Below are 19106 nucleotides of genomic sequence, written 5' to 3'. Positions count from 1 at the left end.
TCCATAATTTAGCCTGACAGAGACATAACAAGTCTCTATATATTTTTATTTAAACATTGGTCAATAAAAAATTAACCAAGCTTTACACTCCAGACTGAGTAAATAACTTCACTCTAATTTGGTTACCTAGACGTCTAACAATAAACGAGCCGGATCTTCCAACATATCCTTTATTGTCACCAAAAAGCTAACAGACTCACGTCCATCAATTAAACGGTGATCATAAGAAAGTGCTAAATACATCATTGGCAAGATTTCGATTTTACCATCAACCGCCATCGGCCTATCTTTGATAGCATGCATACCTAAAATTGCACTTTGTGGCGGATTAATAATCGGGGTTGACATTAAAGAGCCAAAAACACCACCGTTAGTAATAGTAAAGTTTCCACCAGTCAATTCTTCAACCGTTAATTTGCCGTCGCGTCCCTTAACTGCCAACTCTTTAATACGCTTTTCAATTTCTGCCATGCTCAGCGCATCTGCATCACGTAATACTGGTGTAACTAAACCTCTCGGCGTGGAAACAGCAATGCTAATATCAAAATAACTATGATAAAGCACATCCTCACCATCAATAGATGCGTTCACTTCAGGATAACGCTTTAAGGCTTCAACAACCGCTTTCACATAGAAAGACATAAAGCCCAAGCGCACACCATGACGTTTTTCAAAACTTTCACCATAATGTTTTCGCAAATCAAAAACCGGCTTCATATTGACTTCATTAAAAGTAGTCAACATGGCGGTATTGTTTTTCGCTTCCAGTAAACGTTCTGCAATGCGTTTACGTAAACGTGTCATTGGCACACGCTTTTCACTTCGATGTGAAGATGTTGATGATGTCGTTGTAGATGCGTCATTTTGCTGCTTAATCGATCTGGTCTCGCTCGCTGTTGATTGGTTATTAATATATTTCTCAACATCATCACGCGTTATACGCCCCCCTACACCGCTACCTTTGATATTGGCCGAGTTTAAATCATGCTCGGCAATTAAACGACGAACAGCCGGTGTTAATACATTATGGCTCTCTTCCTCAAGACTAGCAGTCTGACGTTTCGCTGGTGCCGACTCAGTAGTCTCTTTTACCTCAGCCGGAATTCCCGTACTATCACTAAGCTTTATGCGACCTAATAGTTGTTTAGATAGAACAGTGGCTCCCTCTTCTTCCAAAATAGATTCCAATACACCTGAATCTGCTGCTGGTACTTCGAGTACAACTTTATCCGTTTCAATTTCCACTAGCACTTCATCGCGCTCTACCTGATCACCTGGTTTCTTGTGCCAAGTTGCCACTGTAGCATCGGCAACAGATTCAGGAAGATCAGGAACAAGAATTTCTATGCTACTCATTTTCTATCCTTTAATTTATTTACTTTTAGTGCATCATCAACCAATGCTTTTTGCTGTTCTTGATGAACAGACGCGTAGCCTACTGCGGGTGAAGCAGATGCAGGGCGCCCCGCATAACTTAATAATGAACCTTTTGGAATTGCTTCCCGGATATTATGCTGACTACAATACCATGCACCCTGATTAAGAGGCTCCTCTTGACACCAGACAAAATCACGAACATGTGCATAAGGCTCTAGCGCTGTTTCTAAATCTTTATGGGGGAATGGATATAATTGTTCAATACGAACAATAGCGAGATTTTTTTGTTTGTTTTCACGACGTTGTTCAAGTAGATCATAATAAACTTTACCTGAACATAAAACGACCCGTTTGACTTTTTTCGCATCTATTGGATCAACTTCACTAATAACTTGCTGGAATTCACCATTTGCTAACTCTTCCAAACTGGATACCGCAAGAGGATGGCGCAGTAATGACTTGGGTGACATAACAATCAATGGACGTCGCATATTACGAAGTATCTGACGACGGAGCATGTGATAGACCTGAGCGGGAGTAGACGGAACACAGACTTGCATATTTTGTTCCGCACATAATTGTAAATAACGTTCTAGACGGGCAGAGGAGTGCTCCGGACCTTGACCCTCATAACCATGAGGTAACAACATCACTAATCCACACATGCGCCCCCATTTCTGTTCACCAGAACTAATAAACTGATCGATAACCACCTGCGCCACATTGGCAAAATCACCAAATTGAGCTTCCCAAATCGTCAAGACCCGTGGTTCGGCGGAGGCATAACCATATTCAAAAGCAAGTACCGCTTCTTCAGACAAAACGGAGTCCCAGACGTCAAATATTCCTTGATTTTCACGTATATTAGCCAGAGGGACATACACTGAACCATTAGTTTGATTATGTATAACTGCATGGCGATGAAAAAACGTACCTCGACCAGCATCTTCACCAGATAAACGAACTTGTATGCCTTCATCGACTAATGTTGCATAAGCTAAAGTTTCTGCTGCTCCCCAATCAAGAAGTTTTTTACCGCTCGCCATTGCCTGACGATCACTATAAATTTTTTCAACCCGTGGCTGCATGACAATCTCTGCCGGAATAGTACTTAAACGTTTAGCCAAATCTTGCAGTCGTTTCTTTTTAACTTTGGCAGGGTAAGCATCACTCCATTCATGATTTAAATAAGGTTTCCAGACCGAATAGTTAGTTCCCATTGGACGCCATTCTTCAACGACACAATCACCGTGATCTAATTTATCACGATAGAGATTAACCATTTCAGTTACTTCATCGCTAGTGACTGTCTTTTCCGCTATCAATTTGTCGGCATAAATTTTACGCGGTGTAGCATGTTTTTTAATTTTTTGATACATAATTGGCTGAGTAGCACTCGGCTCATCCGCCTCATTATGACCATGTCGACGATAACAAACTAAATCAATGACAACATCGCGTTTAAACTTATTGCGAAAATCTAATGCCAGTCGAGTAACAAAAGCAACCGCTTCGGGATCATCGGCATTCACATGAAAAATAGGTGCTTGCACCATTTTCATGATATCAGTGCAATATTGTGTTGAACGTGCATCTTTAGGATTGGATGTGGTAAAACCTATTTGGTTATTAACCACAATCCGCACTGTACCACCAACTTCATAACCACGAGCCTGAGACATATTCAGCATTTCCTGCACGACTCCCTGGCCAGTTACCGCTGCATCACCATGGATAGTAATGGGCAGTACCATATTACTACGACCTTCATCTAAACGATCACGACGTGCACGAACAGAACCGATTACTACCGGACTAACTATTTCTAAATGTGATGGATTAAAAGCTAAAGCTAAATGAACCAAAGCGCCTTCTGTTTTAAAATCAGAAGAAAAACCCTGATGATATTTAACATCACCAGTTCCTAAATGATCTTTATGCTTACCGGCAAATTCATCAAACAGATCTTTTGGTTGCTTACCTAAAATGTTAACTAAAACATTTAATCGCCCACGGTGTGCCATACCCAAAACCACTTCACGCGTATCCTGTTGACCTGCATGACGGATCAAATCCTTTAGCATCGGAATGAGCGAATCGCCCCCTTCTAGGGAAAAACGTTTTGCACCAGGAAATTTTGCGCCAAGATAGCGCTCTAATCCCTCAGCAGCAGTTAATTCTGATAAGAAGCGGATTTTTTCTTGTTTGCTAAATTGTTCGCTAACCGGCGTGGCCAGTTCTAGGCGCTGTTGGATCCAACGTTTCTCTTCAGTATTGGTAATATGCATGTATTCAGCACCAATCGAAGCACAATAAATACGCTTCAGTGCCGTATACAGCTCACTTAATTTCATTGTTTCCTGGCCAATAGCAAAAGAACCAACATTGAATGTTTTTTCAAAATCAGCATCAGTTAAATCATGAAATGCTGGATCTAAATCAGGCACAGTTTCTTGTTTCCATAGCTCTAATGGATCAAGATTTGCATTTTGATGTCCTCTAAAACGAAATGCGTTTATTAATTGCAGGACTTTAACTTGCTTGGCATCCAAAGACGGATCACTAACCGAAGTTTGATAACGTGTAGAATCTTTCGCCAATGAACGAAAATAGTCACGTGTTTGAGTATGGGAGTATTCACCGTTGGAGCTTGCACCTGGTAGTTTATCAAAAATGTCTCGCCAGTCTGCATTAACGGAATTAGGGTCAGTTAAGTAGTCTTCATACAGCTGTTCGATATAAGACTGATTTGCACCAGCTAGAAAACTTGAATCTAGCCAGTCCTTCATTACGCCGTTGTGCATTGTGATCCCTTAAGCCTATAGGCTTTAGTTTTCGTCGTAGTTAACAGTACCGTTTTTATATAGACGGTTTCAATAAGATTCTTTGAACGTGTTCTATGCACGATTATTAATAAAGGGGGGCTATTTATTAAATTCCCCTTATTATAAGAACCTTTAAAAACCGTAACCGGTTTTTAAAGGCTCCTTCTATAATTTACCACACAAAATTAACGATAATTTAAAATAATCGTTTTCTATTTTTTATTTCCCGTAATATTTTTATTACGGGAAATTTTGCCCAAACTATGCACTACGCTTTAATAACATCGATTTAATGTGACCAATAGCTTTAGTCGGATTTAAACCTTTTGGACAAACACTGACACAATTCATAATACTATGACAGCGAAATACACTAAACGCGTCATTTAAATTATCCAATCTGGTCTCGGTTTCAGTATCCCGACTATCGATTAAAAAACGATAAGCAGCTAATAAACCGGCAGGGCCAATAAATTTATCAGGATTCCACCAAAATGATGGGCATGATGTTGAACAGCAAGCACAAAGAATACACTCATATAAACCATCCAATTTTTCTCGTTGTGCTGGAGTCTGTAAATACTCACGAGCTGGGGAATTCTTGCCATCATTAATGAGGTAAGGACGAATTTTTTCATATTGAGTATAAAATTGAGCCATATCAACAACTAAGTCACGAACAACCGGTAAGCCTGGCAAGGGACGAATGACAATCTTTCTTTTATTACGACATAAAGCTGATAATGGTGTAATACAGGCCAAGCCATTTTTACCATTCATATTTAATCCATCAGAGCCACAAACACCTTCACGACAAGAACGGCGAAATGCTAAAGTCGGATCTTTTTCTTTTAGTTGGATTAACGCATCCAGCAACATCATGTCACGCCCTTCAGCGATGTCCAAACTGTAGTCTTGCATGCGTGGCATATTATCGACGTCTGGATTGTAACGATAAATGGAAAATTCAACTTTCATAATCTACTTTCTCCGCAACACTATTAACGTCCTGCATTAATAAGTACGTATTTTGGGTGGGAAGGGATCACGTAACTCAGGTTGCATATTGACTGCCCGGCGAGTCATGGTTCCAGACTGTGGTAAATATAGAGTATGACATAACCAATTTTTGTCATCACGATCAGGGTGGTCAAAACGACTATGTGCCCCCCGGCTTTCTGTACGGAAATTGGCTGCTTCTGCTGTTGCAAAGGCTGTTTCTACCAAATTATCAAGCTCTAAACATTCAATGCGTTGAGTATTAAATTCGCGTGAAGTATCATCCAAACGGGCATTTTTTAAACGTTCACGAATTACCTTTAATTCTTCTAAACCTTTAGCCATCGCATCGCCTTCACGAAAAACGGAAAAATTATGCTGCATACAGGCTTGTAATGCTTTACGTATTTCTACCGGATCTTCACCGCTATGGGTATTATCCCAGCGATTTAAACGCATTAATGCCGCATCAATATCAGATTCACTGGCATCGCGCATTGAACCTTGTTGCAGTAAAGATTCTTTCAGATGTAACCCGGCAGAACGTCCGAATACCACTAAATCAAGTAATGAATTGCCGCCCAAACGGTTGGCGCCATGAACAGAAACACACGCAATTTCACCAACAGCAAATAATCCTGGGATTACAACATCTTCACCTTTTTCATTAATCGTCAACGCCTGACCAGTTACTTTGGTTGGGATCCCACCCATCATATAATGGCAAGTAGGAATAACCGGAATGGGTTCTTTAACGGGATCAACATGCGCAAAAGTCCTGGATAATTCAAGAATACCAGGTAATCGTGACTCCAACACTTCTTTACCTAAATGATCCAGTTTTAATTTAACATGGGGTCCCCAGGGGCCATCACATCCCCTACCTTCACGGATCTCTATCATAATTGAGCGGGCAACAACATCACGGCCGGCTAAATCTTTTGCATTGGGTGCATAACGCTCCATAAAGCGTTCGCCATCTTTGTTAAGTAAATAGCCACCCTCTCCCCGACATCCCTCTGTCACTAATACACCCGCACCAGCAATTCCAGTTGGATGAAATTGCCACATTTCCATATCTTGCAATGGCACACCTGCTCTGACGGCCATGCCAACACCATCACCGGTATTAATATGCGCATTAGTTGTTGATTGATAGATTCTTCCAGCTCCTCCAGTCGCCAGAATAGTGGCTTTGGCTTTAAAGTAAACAACCTCACCGGATTCCATGCTTAATGCGGTACAACCGACTATGTCGCCATCCTGATTTTTAACTAAATCCAATGAATACCATTCGGAGAAAATAGTGGTATGGTTTTTTAAATTCTGTTGATAAAGAGTATGCAAAAGAGCATGCCCAGTTCTATCTGCTGCCGCGGCGGTTCGAGCAGCTTGCTCACCACCAAAATTTTTTGATTGGCCACCAAATGGACGTTGATAAATACGACCGTCATCCAAACGTGAAAATGGTAACCCCATATGCTCAAGTTCTAGTATGGCCTCAGGCCCGGTTTTGCACATGTATTCAATGGCATTTTGATCACCGATATAATCAGAGCCTTTGACGGTATCATACATATGCCATTGCCAATCATCTTCATGAGTATTACCTAACGCAACGGTAATCCCACCCTGGGCTGATACGGTGTGTGAACGTGTTGGGAAAACTTTAGAAATTAATGCACATGACAAACCTAACTGAGAAATTTGCAATGCTGCCCGCATCCCTGCGCCACCAGCTCCAATAACAACTGCATCAAACTCTCTTACTGGTAATTTCATTTACGCTCCCCACACCACTATTGTTCCATAAATTAAATAAGTCATTAATATAACAATTAAAAAAAGTTGTAATAATAATCGCAATGCTATTGACTTAATATAATCGGTTAGTACTTGCCACAAACCTATCCAGGCATGTATTAATATGGAGATGAGCGTTAAAATAGTAAAAATTTTGGTTATTGAAAAAGCAAAAAATGTCCGCCAAACAGTATAATTTAACTCAGTTGTTACAACAAAACTAACAATATAAATCGTATAGAGGACAATAATAATGGCAGATGCACGAAGTAGCAGCCAATCTTGTGTCCCTGTACGGCCTAATGTTGATGCGTTAACTACCATACAAAAACCCCCGCTAAGATCGACAAAATAGCGGTAATAATAAACGCAGCTATCGCTGAAATACGTCCTACTAACAAACTCTCATCGATAAAACCAAAATCCATTAGCATATGACGCAGGCCGCCACAAATATGATATATTAGTGCTGTCAATACACCCCAAATAGTGAATTTGATGAAAAAACTATGCATAATTTCAGTAACATATTGAAAGCCTTCCAGTGAAGAAAGCGATAATCCCAGCAGCCATAATAAAATACCGACCGCAACAAAGGTAATAACGCCAGAGACACGATGTAAAATCGAAGCTATTGCAGTAACAGGAAAATGAATTGTCTGCAATTGAAGATTAATAGGTCTTTGTTTTTTCACAATTTTTGCCCACACAGCTTTTTATTGTTTTCCTACCTCCGGACCTGGAGCAGAAATCAAACAGCGATCGTGATAACAAAGTACAACTCAGCTTATAAATTAATCCACAACATAATGGCAAAAGTTGTTACTTATTAACGCTGGGTACTCCTACCACAAGGTAATCCGGAGACCTCGTTTGCAGTATATGACCTTCACATGCCCATTACAATTACAACACATTATGTTTGGAGAGATTTAGCTTGAACAGTGAGTGTGATCACGATTTAAACATCGGTCATTAAATTGATAATGTAATTTGACAAGCGTTAAACATTTATCTTACATATGATTAAGTTGAATTAATTAGTCATTATTACCACACAAAAAAAAGAAATTATGTAAAATAAAAATGCTAGATTGTTATCCATAAAAAACCTAATGTTATTGTTGATATAATTTAAAATGTATAAGGAACATAATAAATTATGAAATGTTAATAAAAAATTTCATTTGATAAAAACTTCGTTAAAAAATCATGATTCAAGCCTTTTAACTAATAAAATATCATGCAATTTCTAAGCGTTTTATCATGCTTTCATGGTTGTCGGAAATTGCGTTTAAGCGCTAAGGAGACCCGTAATGGCAGGCAAAGAAAAAAAGACTATAGAATTAGTCGATAAAGATGCAGAAAAAATTGAGCTTGAAGTTTTAAACCCGACACTTGGGGTCGATGTAATTGATGTCCGAGGATTAGGCTCTAAAGGTTATTTTACTTACGATCCTGGCTTTACCTCAACCGCATCCTGCGAGTCTAAAATTACCTATATAGATGGAGATAAAGGTATTCTTTTGCACCGCGGATATCCTATTGATCAATTAGCTACCAATTCTACTTATTTAGAAGTTTGTTATATACTACTTTACGGTGAAAAACCTTCGCAAAACGATTATGACAAATTTAAAAAAATTGTCACCGAACACACCATGATCCACGATCAAATTACTCGGCTTTTGCAAGGTTTTCGGCGCGATTCTCATCCAATGGCAATCCTTTGCGGTGTCACTGGCGCACTGGCGGCTTTCTATCATGATTCATTGGATGTTAATAATCCGCGTCATCGTGAAATAGCAGCATTTAGACTACTCTCGAAAATGCCTACCGTTGCAGCTATGTGTTATAAATATTCTATTGGTCAACCTTTTATCTACCCGCAGAATGACCTCTCATATTCAGCAAATTTCCTTCATATGATGTTTGCTACACCTTGTGAAAAATATCGGGTTAACCCAATCATCGAACGAGCTATGGATCGCATTTTTATTCTACATGCTGATCATGAACAAAATGCCTCAACTTCAACGGTAAGAACCGCCGGCTCTTCTGGCGCTAATCCATTTGCTTGTATTGCTGCTGGAATTGCCTCTCTTTGGGGTCCGGCTCATGGTGGCGCCAATGAAGCCTGTTTACGCATGTTAGAAGAGATTCAAACTGTCGAAAATATTCCTAAGTTTATCAAACGGGCAAAAGACAAAGATAATCCTTTCCGTTTGATGGGATTTGGCCATCGGGTCTATAAAAATTATGATCCCAGAGCCACTGTCATGAAGCAGACCTGCGATGAAGTACTTAAAGAACTTGAATTAAATGATAATATATTAGAAGTTGCCAAACAGTTAGAACATATAGCCCTCAATGACCCCTATTTCATTGAGAAAAAACTTTATCCCAATGTGGATTTCTATTCTGGCATCATTTTAAAAGCGATAGGGATCCCAACAACTATGTTTACGGTTATTTTTGCTATTGCTCGTACCATTGGTTGGATTGCTCACTGGAATGAAATGCATGATGAAGAGTTAAAAATTGCTCGTCCGCGCCAATTATATACCGGCTATAAACAAAGAGATTTTCAAAGCGATTTAACCAAAAAATAGTTAATTTTTATTCTGAAAAATAGACTGTGTCTGACTATTTTATTTTGCCTAATCAACAACCACATAGAATACAAGACACAGTTTAGAGATAAACTAACTTTTAACGTTTTTTAGCTAGCTTAGTGTTCATTTTGACAAAAATCAGGCAGGATTGGCTATATCGACAAAAGTAACCGCAAACCCATACTCTTTTTGCAACCATTCACCTAACACTTTAACGCCAAACCGCTCCGTTGCATGATGACCTGCGGCATAAAAATGGATCCCCATTTCTCTAGCAATATGGATAGTTTGCTCAGAAACTTCACCGGTCACAAAAGCATCAACGCCAGCCTCAGCTGCCTGTTGAATAAAACTCTGTCCGCCGCCGGTACACCAGGCAATGGTGCGGATGTTTTTTGGGCCATTATCACCACAGTACAATGGTTCGCGAGCTAACCGATTATTTAAACGCGCCATTAAATCATCAGGTGTTATCGGTTGCGCAAACTTACCTATTGGCAATAAGGGCGTAATATAGCTATCGATCTCAACCTCCATGATATTTCCCAACTGCGCGTTGTTACCCATAATGGGATGGGCATCAAGGGGTAAATGATAGCCATAAAGGTTAATATCATTACAAAGCAATGTTTTTAAGCGCATACGCTTCATATTAAGAATAACAGCGGCTTCATTTTTCCAAAAATAACCATGATGAACAATAATTGCATCTGCTGCTAATTTTACCGCTTCATCAAGTAATGCTTGCGATGCTGTTACACCGGTTACTATTTTTTTTACCTCTGAGCGCCCTTCAACCTGAAGCCCATTGGGCGCATAATCTTGATATTCATTAATATTTAAGTGCGTATTAATTAGTTGCTCTAATTCAACATTATCCATTACTAAGCCATCCTATTTGCAAAACTGATTTATTTAATTAAATAATAAACTTAAAAATATATTTCACCGCACGTCAAAACAAAAACGTCCTATCACCACAAGTAATAGGACGTTTTATTTTTTTAATCAATTAATTACTTCATCGATTGCGTATCTTCAGCGCTGGCTAACCAAACAGGTTTATCACTAGTCTTTAGCCACATGCGATGTAGGTAACTATAGAAGCGGCTACGGTCACGACGAAAAATCATGACAGGAAAAGCCACAATGCCTAATAATACAACACCAACACGACGCAAGAGAACTTGATGCCAAGGGTATTGACGATACTCGGACATAAAGATCCTCCTTATAAAGTTATCAATTGATATAACCAATTGAGATATATTGTATAATTAATGAAAATTTTATCTGATAAAAACGACCATTACTACTCATCAGACCACTTTTTTGCTGTTTTTTTCAGCACTTTTCCTTATATCGTAATTTATTTACTTATTAATCAATAAAAAATCAATTATTATTACAAAATATTAACCATATATTAACTATGGTTTATTTATTATAACAAGAATTTACGATAACAGTAATAACTTACAAACTATTATATTGGCATTTTTATACTATTTTTACACTAGGTGCCGACTTTTTATCAGATTCTTTGCATTGAAAAACTTAAGCTCTGTACATCAAAAGCAGGAGGAGACAAACTGTGTCCATTTTTACTATCACAGGGATCATTCTAATTGGAATATTATTTCTCTATTTGATTTATGCGCTTATTCATGCGGAGGATTTTTAAATGGTAAGTAGTACTTTATTATTAATTACCAGTTTTTTAATTCTCTTGCTGGTAATCGCTAAATTTGTAGGAAATTATATCGCTTTATTGATTGAAAGTGATTTACCGATTTGGGTTTTCAAAATGGAATCCGGCTTATGGAGTTGTTGCCGGTTACGTAAACCCGGCGGTGAAATACATGAAATGAATTGGCGACAATACGTTATCGCGCTGTTGCTGTTCAATATTATTGGTGGCATATTTCTCTTTCTGCTATTAATCAATCAACAAAATCTACCACTCAATCCACAAAAATTCGCCAATCTAGATTGGGATCTTGCACTTAATACCGCTATTAGTTTTATCACCAATACTAACTGGCAAGCTTATAGTAGCGAAAACACCTTAAGTTATTTTAGTCAAATGACGGGTTTAACGGTACAAAATTTCTTATCTGCCGCGACCGGTATCGCGGTAGCCTTCGCGTTGATCCGCGCCTTTGCACGCCAAGGCGTAAAAACCCTAGGCAATGCCTGGATAGATATTGCTCGTATCACACTCTATCTTTTGCTACCACTGGCATTTATTTTTGCCTTATTTTTTGTTAGCCAAGGTGTGTTACAAAATTTTTCGCCATATCTAGTAGTAGAGACATTACAAAATCAAAACCAAATCATCCCCATGGGGCCTGTTGCTTCGCAAGAAGCAATTAAATTATTAGGCACGAATGGCGGCGGATTTTTTGCCACAAATTCAGCGCATCCTTTCGAAAATCCTACTGCATTAACTAATTTTAGCCAAATGATTGCCATTCTTTTAATTCCTACCGCACTCTGTTTTGCATTCGGTCGCGTGGTCGGTGATAGTCGCCAAGGTATAACATTAATTTGGGCGATGGCAATTATTTTCATTATTGCTATCACTATCGTCGTCTATGCAGAAACGCAAGGTAATCCCCAATTGATGTTTTCAGGCGCCAACAGCAATATTAATATGGAAGGGAAAGAAAGCCGCTTTGGGATTTTAAATTCAGCACTCTATGCTGTTATCACGACAGCAACCTCCTGCGGCGCAGTAAACGCCATGCATGATTCTTTTACTGCATTAGGGGGGATGATACCAATGTGGCTTATGCAACTTGGCGAAGTGGTATTTGGCGGCGTCGGTTCTGGATTATACGGTATGCTACTATTTGTCATGTTAGCCGTTTTTCTGGCGGGATTAATGATTGGTCGAGCACCTGAATATCTAGGCAAAAAAATTGAAATTCAGGAAATGAAATTAACCGCTATTGCTATTTTAATCACTCCCGCTTTAACGTTACTTGGTACAGCACTGGCGCTTTTTACCGAAGCAGGACGTAGTGCTATTTTAAATCCTGGCGCTCACGGCTTCAGTCAAGTTCTTTATGCCTTTTCTTCAGCGGCGAATAATAACGGTAGCGCCTTTGCCGGATTAAATAGCAATAATCTGTTCTATAATATTACGCTGAGTATTGTTATGTTTATCGGTCGTTTTGGCTTAATCACCGCAGTAATGGCTATTGCTGGGATTATGGTAGGCAAAAAACGTCAGCCTGAAAGCTTTGCCACATTACCTACTCATGGCCCACTCTTTATTGGCTTATTAATATTGACGGTTTTCGTTATTGGTGCACTCACTTTTGTGCCTGCCCTGGCACTTGGGCCAATTGCTGAACATTTACAACTTTGGCATTCCGCCCAATAAGGGACTATAAATGAACAAAAATACCAGTCTATTGTTTGATAAGAAATTAATCCACCAAGCAGTATTTGACGCTATAAAAAAATGTGCGCCACAGATTCAATGGCGCAATCCAGTTATGTTTATCGTTTATATCGGCAGTATATTGACGACACTCATTTGGTTTTATCAATTATTTACACCATCCGTTGACGGTAATGCACTATTTACCGGCATAATTGCGGTTTGGTTATGGTTTACCGTGCTATTTGCTAATTTTGCCGAAGCACTGGCTGAAGGGCGCAGTAAAGCGCAAGCAGCTAGCCTGAAAGGGGTCAAAAAACAAAGTGTTACTACACGTTTAGCCAGTGCCGATTATCAGGCAGCAAAAGAGAAAATTAACTCTGACCAAATAAGAAAAGGCGATATCGTACTGGTTGAAGCAGGCGAAATTATTCCTTGCGATGGTGAAGTTCTCGAAGGCGGCGCTTCCGTTGATGAGAGTGCGATTACCGGTGAATCAGCCCCCGTTATTCGGGAGTCTGGTGGTGATTTTTCTTCAGTAACAGGCGGAACGCGGATACTGTCAGATTGGTTAATTATCCAATGTACGGTTAATCCTGGTGAAACTTTTCTTGATCGTATGATCTCTATGGTAGAAGGTGCTCAACGGCGCAAAACACCTAATGAAATCGCGTTAATCATACTATTAACTGCATTAACCATTATTTTTCTATTAACCTGCTCAACACTTTATCCTTTTAGTTTATTTAGTGCTGAGGTGAACGGCAGCGGTAGTCCAATTTCTATTGTGGTACTGATTGCATTATTAGTTTGTTTGATCCCGACTACCATCGGCGGATTACTCTCTTCAATTGGCGTTGCCGGTATGAGTCGGATGTTAGCCGCAAATGTCATTGCCACCAGTGGACGTGCCGTAGAGGCGGCGGGAGATGTTGATGTCTTATTGCTCGATAAAACGGGTACTATTACTCTCGGTAATCGCCAGGCGTCTAAATTTTTACCCCTTAAAGGTGTTACAGAACAACAGCTGGCTGATGCGGCCCAACTATCGTCGCTGGCTGATGAAACACCAGAAGGGCGTAGCATTGTTATCTTAGCTAAGCAATTGTTTAATTTACGCGAGCGTGATCTACAAGCATTAAATGCCACATTTGTTCCCTTTTCCGCCATGACACGGATGAGTGGCGTTAATGTGGGTGATCGTGTGATCAGAAAAGGCTCTGCCGATTCTATTCGTCGTTACCTAGAAACAAGTCATGCCAGATTCCCAGCCGAAACGGAAAAATTAGTCGAAGAAGTTGCCCGGAAAGGAGAAACACCATTAGTTGTTGTTGAGAATCAGCAAATTCTTGGTGTGGTCGCATTAAAAGATATTATAAAAGGAGGTATCAAAGAGCGCTTTGCCGAAATGCGCCGGATGGGAATTAAAACCGTGATGATCACCGGTGATAACCATTTGACAGCCGCTGCCATTGCCGCTGAGGCCGGCGTTGATGATTTTTTGGCCGAGGCAACACCTGAAGCTAAACTGGCATTGATCCGCCAATATCAGGCCGATGGGAGTTTAGTAGCAATGACAGGTGACGGCACTAATGATGCACCAGCACTGGCGCAAGCTGATGTTGCCGTTGCCATGAATTCTGGCACCCAGGCAGCAAAAGAAGCCGGTAATATGGTCGATCTTGACTCAAATCCAACTAAACTTATTGAGGTTGTCCACGTTGGTAAACAGATGTTGATGACCAGAGGCGCTCTTTCAACCTTTAGCATTGCCAATGATATTGCCAAATATTTTGCTATTATTCCTACCGCTTTTTCGGTTACTTACCCTCAGCTTAATATTTTAAATATCATGCATTTACACTCCCCTTCTTCAGCTATTCTGTCAACAGTTATTTTTAATGCGCTAATTATTGTTGGCCTGATCCCATTAGCATTAAAAGGCGTTAGTTACCGTCCCATGAGTGCAATAGCATTATTACGCCGTAATTTATGGATCTATGGATTAAGTGGTTTAGTTATACCATTTATTGGTATCAAATTGATTGATCTACTGCTTAGCCTGTTTATGTCCTAATAAGGTATTGAATATGAATGTTTTACGTTCTTCATTTGTGTTATTTATTTTTCTAACTATCACAACCGGAATTGTTTACCCATTATTTATTACTGGTTTATCAAATGCTTTCTTTAATTATCAAGCTAAAGGCTCCTTGATCGAAAAGAATAATCGGACTGTGGGTTCGGCACTGATTGGCCAATCGATTACTGAGGTTAAATATTTTCATGGCCGTCCGTCAGCGACGACTAATACACCATATAATGCATTAGCTTCCAGCGGCAGTAACCTGGCGGCCAATAATCCCGCATTGCAAAAACAGTTTGCTAGCCGTGCTCAAGAAATCAAAATGTTCAATAATCAAAACAATGTAGCCGTTCCTGTCGATCTGATAACGGCGTCAGCCAGTGGATTAGATCCTCATATTTCACCAAGTGCAGCCTATTTTCAAGCAGGCAGGGTTGCTAAAGCACGCCGGCTTGCTTTGCATAAAATTAGACACCTGATTGCAGCTAACACCGAGCGACCCTTTTTAAGTTTTTTAGGTCAACCTGTTATTAATGTGCTTAAACTTAATATTGCCCTTGACGCGCTTGAACAATCAGAAAATGCAAAAATACAATAAGGTTGATTGATGGAGAGCCAGGAACCTAAACGCCCTACCCCTGAAGATTTATTGAGTATTGCCAATGAAAAAATTCGCGGCAACTTAAAGATCTTCTTCGGCGCCTACGCTGGTGTAGGAAAAACCTATGCAATGCTACAAGAAGCCCAACGGCTTCGTTCACAAGGGCTTGATGTTGTCATCGGTGTGGTAGAGACGCACAATCGCTTAGAAACTGCGGCTCTATTGGAAGGCTTGCCGCAACTGCCCGCAAAACGGATCCGCTACCACGGACGTAAAATTAATACCTTTGATATAGACGGTGCGTTAGCACGTCACCCCGCCATTATTTTAATGGATGAATTAGCTTTCAGTAACCCGCATGGCAGTCGTCATCCTAAACGCTGGCAAGATGTGGAAGAGTTATTAGATGCCGGTATTGATGTTTTAACCACCATTAACGTACAACATTTAGAGAGTTTAAATGATATTGTCGGCAGTATTACCGGTATTCGCGTCCGTGAAACGGTACCTGATCATATTTTTGACCAAGCCAGTGAAATTGTTTTAGTCGATTTACCACCTGACGACCTGCGCCAACGACTGAATGAAGGAAAGGTTTATATTGCCGGACAAGCCGAACGAGCCATTGAACATTTCTTTCGCAAAGGCAACTTAATTGCGCTAAGGGAGTTATCACTAAGACGTACGGTTGATCGGGTCGATAATCAAATGCGTGAGTATCGCGATACTCAAGGTTACTCTCAAGTTTGGCACACTCACGATAATTTATTAGTATGCATTGGCCACAACACAGGAAATGAAAAATTAGTTAGAGCGGCGGCCAGACTAGCCGCCAAACTAGGTTGCAGTTGGCATGCTGTGTATGTTGAAACCCCCAAATTACATGCATTAGCAGAAGAGAAAAGACGCGCCATTCTAAAAGCATTAAAACTGGCCCAAGATTTAGGCGCAGAGACCTCAACCTTAGCTGATGCCAATGAAGAAAAAGCCATTTTAGATTATGCCCGGGAACATAACCTAGGTAAAATAGTCATTGGTCGTAAGCAAAATACGGCTTGGAAACTGCTCAACTGGAAAATACGCCCTTATTTTGCTGAACGCTTAGGTAAACTAGGACCGGATTTAGATCTGATTATTATTGCGTTAGATGAAAATACCGCGTGGGAAAAAGAGAGCGAACGCCGGCCGCTAAATGACAAATGGCGAGGAAATATTCAGGGTTACCTGTTTGCCGCTCTGTTATGTATTACCATCACTCTATTTTCTAATCGCTTTTTGCTTAATTTCGATCAGGCTAATGTTGTTACTGTTTATGTATTAGCGGTAGTTATTATCGCTCTGTTGTATGGCCGAAATCCGTCTATCTTTGCCGCATTTATTAATGTTATTGGTTTCGATCTTTTTATTGTCCAACCCCATTTTTCCTTTGTTGTTTTTGACATGCAATATTTGATAACCTTCATTGTTATGCTGGTTGTTGGTCTTTTAGTGGGCAATCTCGCTGCGGGAGTGCGCTATCAAGCCAGAGTCGCTCGTTATCGTGAGCAACGGACTCGCCATCTTTACGAAATGACCAAAGAGTTAAGCCGAGCGCTGAATGAAATTGATATTGCAAAAACCGGTTATCACTTCCTTTCCAATGCCTTTAAAGCTAAAGTCAGCCTGTTACTACCCAACGAGCAGCAACAACTGGTTGCGCTTAAATTGGCCGACTATGGTCAGGTGCAAATTGATCAAGCTATTGCATTATGGAGTTTTGATAAAAATCAACCAGCTGGTGCCGGAACGGATACCCTACCTAGCGTGCCTTACCAATTACAACCGATTGCAACTTCAAAAGAAACTTTAGCCATTTTAGCTATTGAACCGCAAAATTTACGTCAATTACTAATTCCAGAACAGCAACGACTGCTACAAACTTTTACTGGCTTGATTGCCAATGCATTTGAACGATTACAACTTGCTAGACAGGCAGAATCAGCCAAACTGGATGCTGAACGGGAACAACTAAGAAACTCTTTATTGGCCGCTCTTTCTCATGATTTGCGCACACCTTTGACGGTAATATTTGGCCAGGCAGAAATATTGATGCTGGAATTAAGCGCTGAACATTCACCCCATACGGAAAAGGTTAACCAAATTCGTCAGCAAATCCTAAGTACATCAAGATTAGTCAATAATTTGCTTGATATGGCGCGGATCCAATCCGGTGGCATTGTGCCAACACTTGCCTGGGAATCATTACAAGAAATTATCGGCAGTGCATTACGTTCTCTCGAATATGCCTTAAAAAGCCATCCAACTAAAATTAATGTTCCTGCTGAGCTATTACTCTATTGTGATGCCAATTTACTCGAACGTGTAATCATTAATTTACTGGAAAATGCGATTAAATACTCTGCTGAAAATTCACCGATCGGTATTGATGCCTACCCACAAGGTAAATATGTCCATATTGAGATTTGGGATAAAGGTATTGGTGTACCGGAAGGACAGGAAGAACTTATTTTTGATAAATTTTCACGGGCTAAAAAAGAATCGTCCATTCCTGGTGTTGGTCTAGGACTGGCTATTTGCCAGGCGATTATTAAGCTTCATAACGGCGAAATTTGGGCGGAAAATAATAAAAAGAGTGGAGCTACTTTCCACTTTGTTTTACCTTTAATACAAGTCCCTGCGATTGAAGAGGCCATTGAGACAGAGTGATTCAGCACAATATTTTAATAGTTGAAGACGAAAAAGAGATCAGACGATTTGTCAAACTGGCACTTGAAGGTGAAAATTTTCGTGTATATGAAGCAGAAACTTATCAGCGAGGACTTATCGAATCAGCGACCCGCAAACCTGATCTCTTGATCCTCGATCTAGGCTTACCTGATGGTGACGGTATTGATTTGATCCGTGACTTACGCCAATGGAGTCAAATTCCGGTATTGGTACTTTCGGCACGGGCAGATGAAACAGATAAAGTTATGGCACTTGATGCCGGTGCCGATGATTATCTAACCAAACCATTTGGTATTAGTGAACTGTTAGCTAGAGTAAGAGTTGCTCTACGTCGCTATGCACGTAAAAACCAGCCAGATCCCGTATTTCGGTTTGGTGATATTAGTGTTGATTTAATCAATCGGCGAGTAACTAAAAATCAGCAAGAACTCCACCTTACCCCAATTGAGTTCCGTTTACTCAGTGAATTTATCACTAATAGCGGCAAAGTATTAACTCAACGTCATCTGCTACGACAAATATGGGGACCTAACTATATTGAACATAACCATTATTTACGTATTTATATGGGACATTTAAGGCAGAAGTTGGAAGATGATCCCACTCAGCCAGTACACCTACTCACTGAGACAGGAATTGGCTATCGTTTTATGCCTTAATGGTAACTTACTTACTCCTATGA

Annotated in this window: 14 protein-coding genes; 6 read left to right on the top strand and 8 right to left on the bottom strand. The window is 40.1% G+C overall.

Annotated features, from left to right (window positions below; translation table 11 throughout):
• Positions 1-126: 126 nt before the first annotated feature.
• The 6 genes from odhB to sdhC all read right to left on the bottom strand — a co-directional run bounded on the left by odhB (position 127) and on the right by sdhC (position 7702).
• Positions 127-1356, bottom strand: coding sequence for a 2-oxoglutarate dehydrogenase complex dihydrolipoyllysine-residue succinyltransferase (gene odhB / locus QE177_RS04820; protein WP_280551599.1), 1230 nt, complete (start codon positions 1354-1356; stop codon positions 127-129).
• Positions 1353-4181 carry a 2-oxoglutarate dehydrogenase E1 component gene (gene sucA / locus QE177_RS04815; RefSeq protein WP_280551598.1) on the bottom strand — a complete coding sequence of 943 codons (2829 nt, stop codon included), beginning with the start codon at positions 4179-4181 and terminating at the stop codon, positions 1353-1355. The genes odhB and sucA overlap by 4 nt, the downstream gene beginning before the upstream one ends.
• Positions 4182-4463: 282 nt before the next feature.
• On the bottom strand, positions 4464-5180 hold the full coding sequence (locus tag QE177_RS04810; RefSeq protein ID WP_034249585.1) for a succinate dehydrogenase iron-sulfur subunit: 717 nt from the start codon (positions 5178-5180) through the stop codon (positions 4464-4466).
• Between the two features lie 36 nt (positions 5181-5216).
• Positions 5217-6983: a succinate dehydrogenase flavoprotein subunit gene (gene sdhA, locus QE177_RS04805; RefSeq protein ID WP_280551596.1), complete on the bottom strand. Its 1767-nt coding sequence runs from the start codon at positions 6981-6983 to the stop codon at positions 5217-5219.
• A complete protein-coding gene (gene sdhD, locus QE177_RS04800) occupies positions 6984-7328 on the bottom strand; it encodes a succinate dehydrogenase, hydrophobic membrane anchor protein (protein WP_280551595.1) in 345 nt (114 codons plus the stop codon).
• Positions 7322-7702 (bottom strand): succinate dehydrogenase cytochrome b556 subunit, encoded by a 381-nt coding sequence (gene sdhC / locus QE177_RS04795; protein ID WP_280552215.1) that lies wholly within the window; start codon positions 7700-7702, stop codon positions 7322-7324. Before sdhC ends, sdhD begins: the two co-directional genes overlap by 7 nt.
• Before the next feature lie 618 nt (positions 7703-8320).
• Between sdhC and QE177_RS04790 the strand changes: the two genes are divergently transcribed.
• Positions 8321-9616, top strand: coding sequence for a citrate synthase (locus QE177_RS04790; protein ID WP_280551593.1), 1296 nt, complete (start codon positions 8321-8323; stop codon positions 9614-9616).
• A gap of 141 nt (positions 9617-9757) precedes the next feature.
• Here QE177_RS04790 and QE177_RS04785 read toward each other — a convergent pair whose 3' ends face one another.
• The gene (locus QE177_RS04785; protein ID WP_280551591.1) at positions 9758-10501 is read right to left on the bottom strand and encodes a type 2 GTP cyclohydrolase I; all 744 of its coding nucleotides are present in this window, start codon (positions 10499-10501) and stop codon (positions 9758-9760) included.
• 134 nt (positions 10502-10635) lie between these two features.
• Positions 10636-10839 (bottom strand): YbfA family protein, encoded by a 204-nt coding sequence (locus tag QE177_RS04780; protein WP_026822776.1) that lies wholly within the window; start codon positions 10837-10839, stop codon positions 10636-10638.
• A 464-nt stretch (positions 10840-11303) separates the two neighbouring features.
• Between QE177_RS04780 and kdpA the strand changes: the two genes are divergently transcribed.
• The 5 genes from kdpA to kdpE are packed head-to-tail and all read left to right on the top strand — an operon-like array spanning position 11304 to position 19083.
• On the top strand, positions 11304-13010 hold the full coding sequence (gene kdpA / locus QE177_RS04775) for a potassium-transporting ATPase subunit KdpA (RefSeq protein WP_280551588.1): 1707 nt from the start codon (positions 11304-11306) through the stop codon (positions 13008-13010).
• A 10-nt stretch (positions 13011-13020) separates the two neighbouring features.
• Positions 13021-15087 carry a potassium-transporting ATPase subunit KdpB gene (kdpB, locus tag QE177_RS04770; RefSeq protein WP_280551586.1) on the top strand — a complete coding sequence of 689 codons (2067 nt, stop codon included), beginning with the start codon at positions 13021-13023 and terminating at the stop codon, positions 15085-15087.
• A 13-nt stretch (positions 15088-15100) separates the two neighbouring features.
• Positions 15101-15694, top strand: a complete 594-nt coding sequence (gene kdpC, locus QE177_RS04765) for a potassium-transporting ATPase subunit KdpC (protein WP_280551584.1) — start codon at positions 15101-15103, stop codon at positions 15692-15694.
• Between the two features lie 9 nt (positions 15695-15703).
• Positions 15704-18403: a two-component system sensor histidine kinase KdpD gene (gene kdpD / locus QE177_RS04760; RefSeq protein WP_280551582.1), complete on the top strand. Its 2700-nt coding sequence runs from the start codon at positions 15704-15706 to the stop codon at positions 18401-18403.
• A complete protein-coding gene (kdpE, locus tag QE177_RS04755; RefSeq protein ID WP_280551580.1) occupies positions 18400-19083 on the top strand; it encodes a two-component system response regulator KdpE in 684 nt (227 codons plus the stop codon). The genes kdpD and kdpE overlap by 4 nt, the downstream gene beginning before the upstream one ends.
• Positions 19084-19106 lie beyond the last annotated feature (23 nt).

It is taken from the genome of Arsenophonus sp. aPb (assembly GCF_029873475.1).
GTDB lineage: Bacteria > Pseudomonadota > Gammaproteobacteria > Enterobacterales > Enterobacteriaceae > Arsenophonus.
This window is presented reverse-complemented; position numbering and strand designations above follow the sequence as displayed.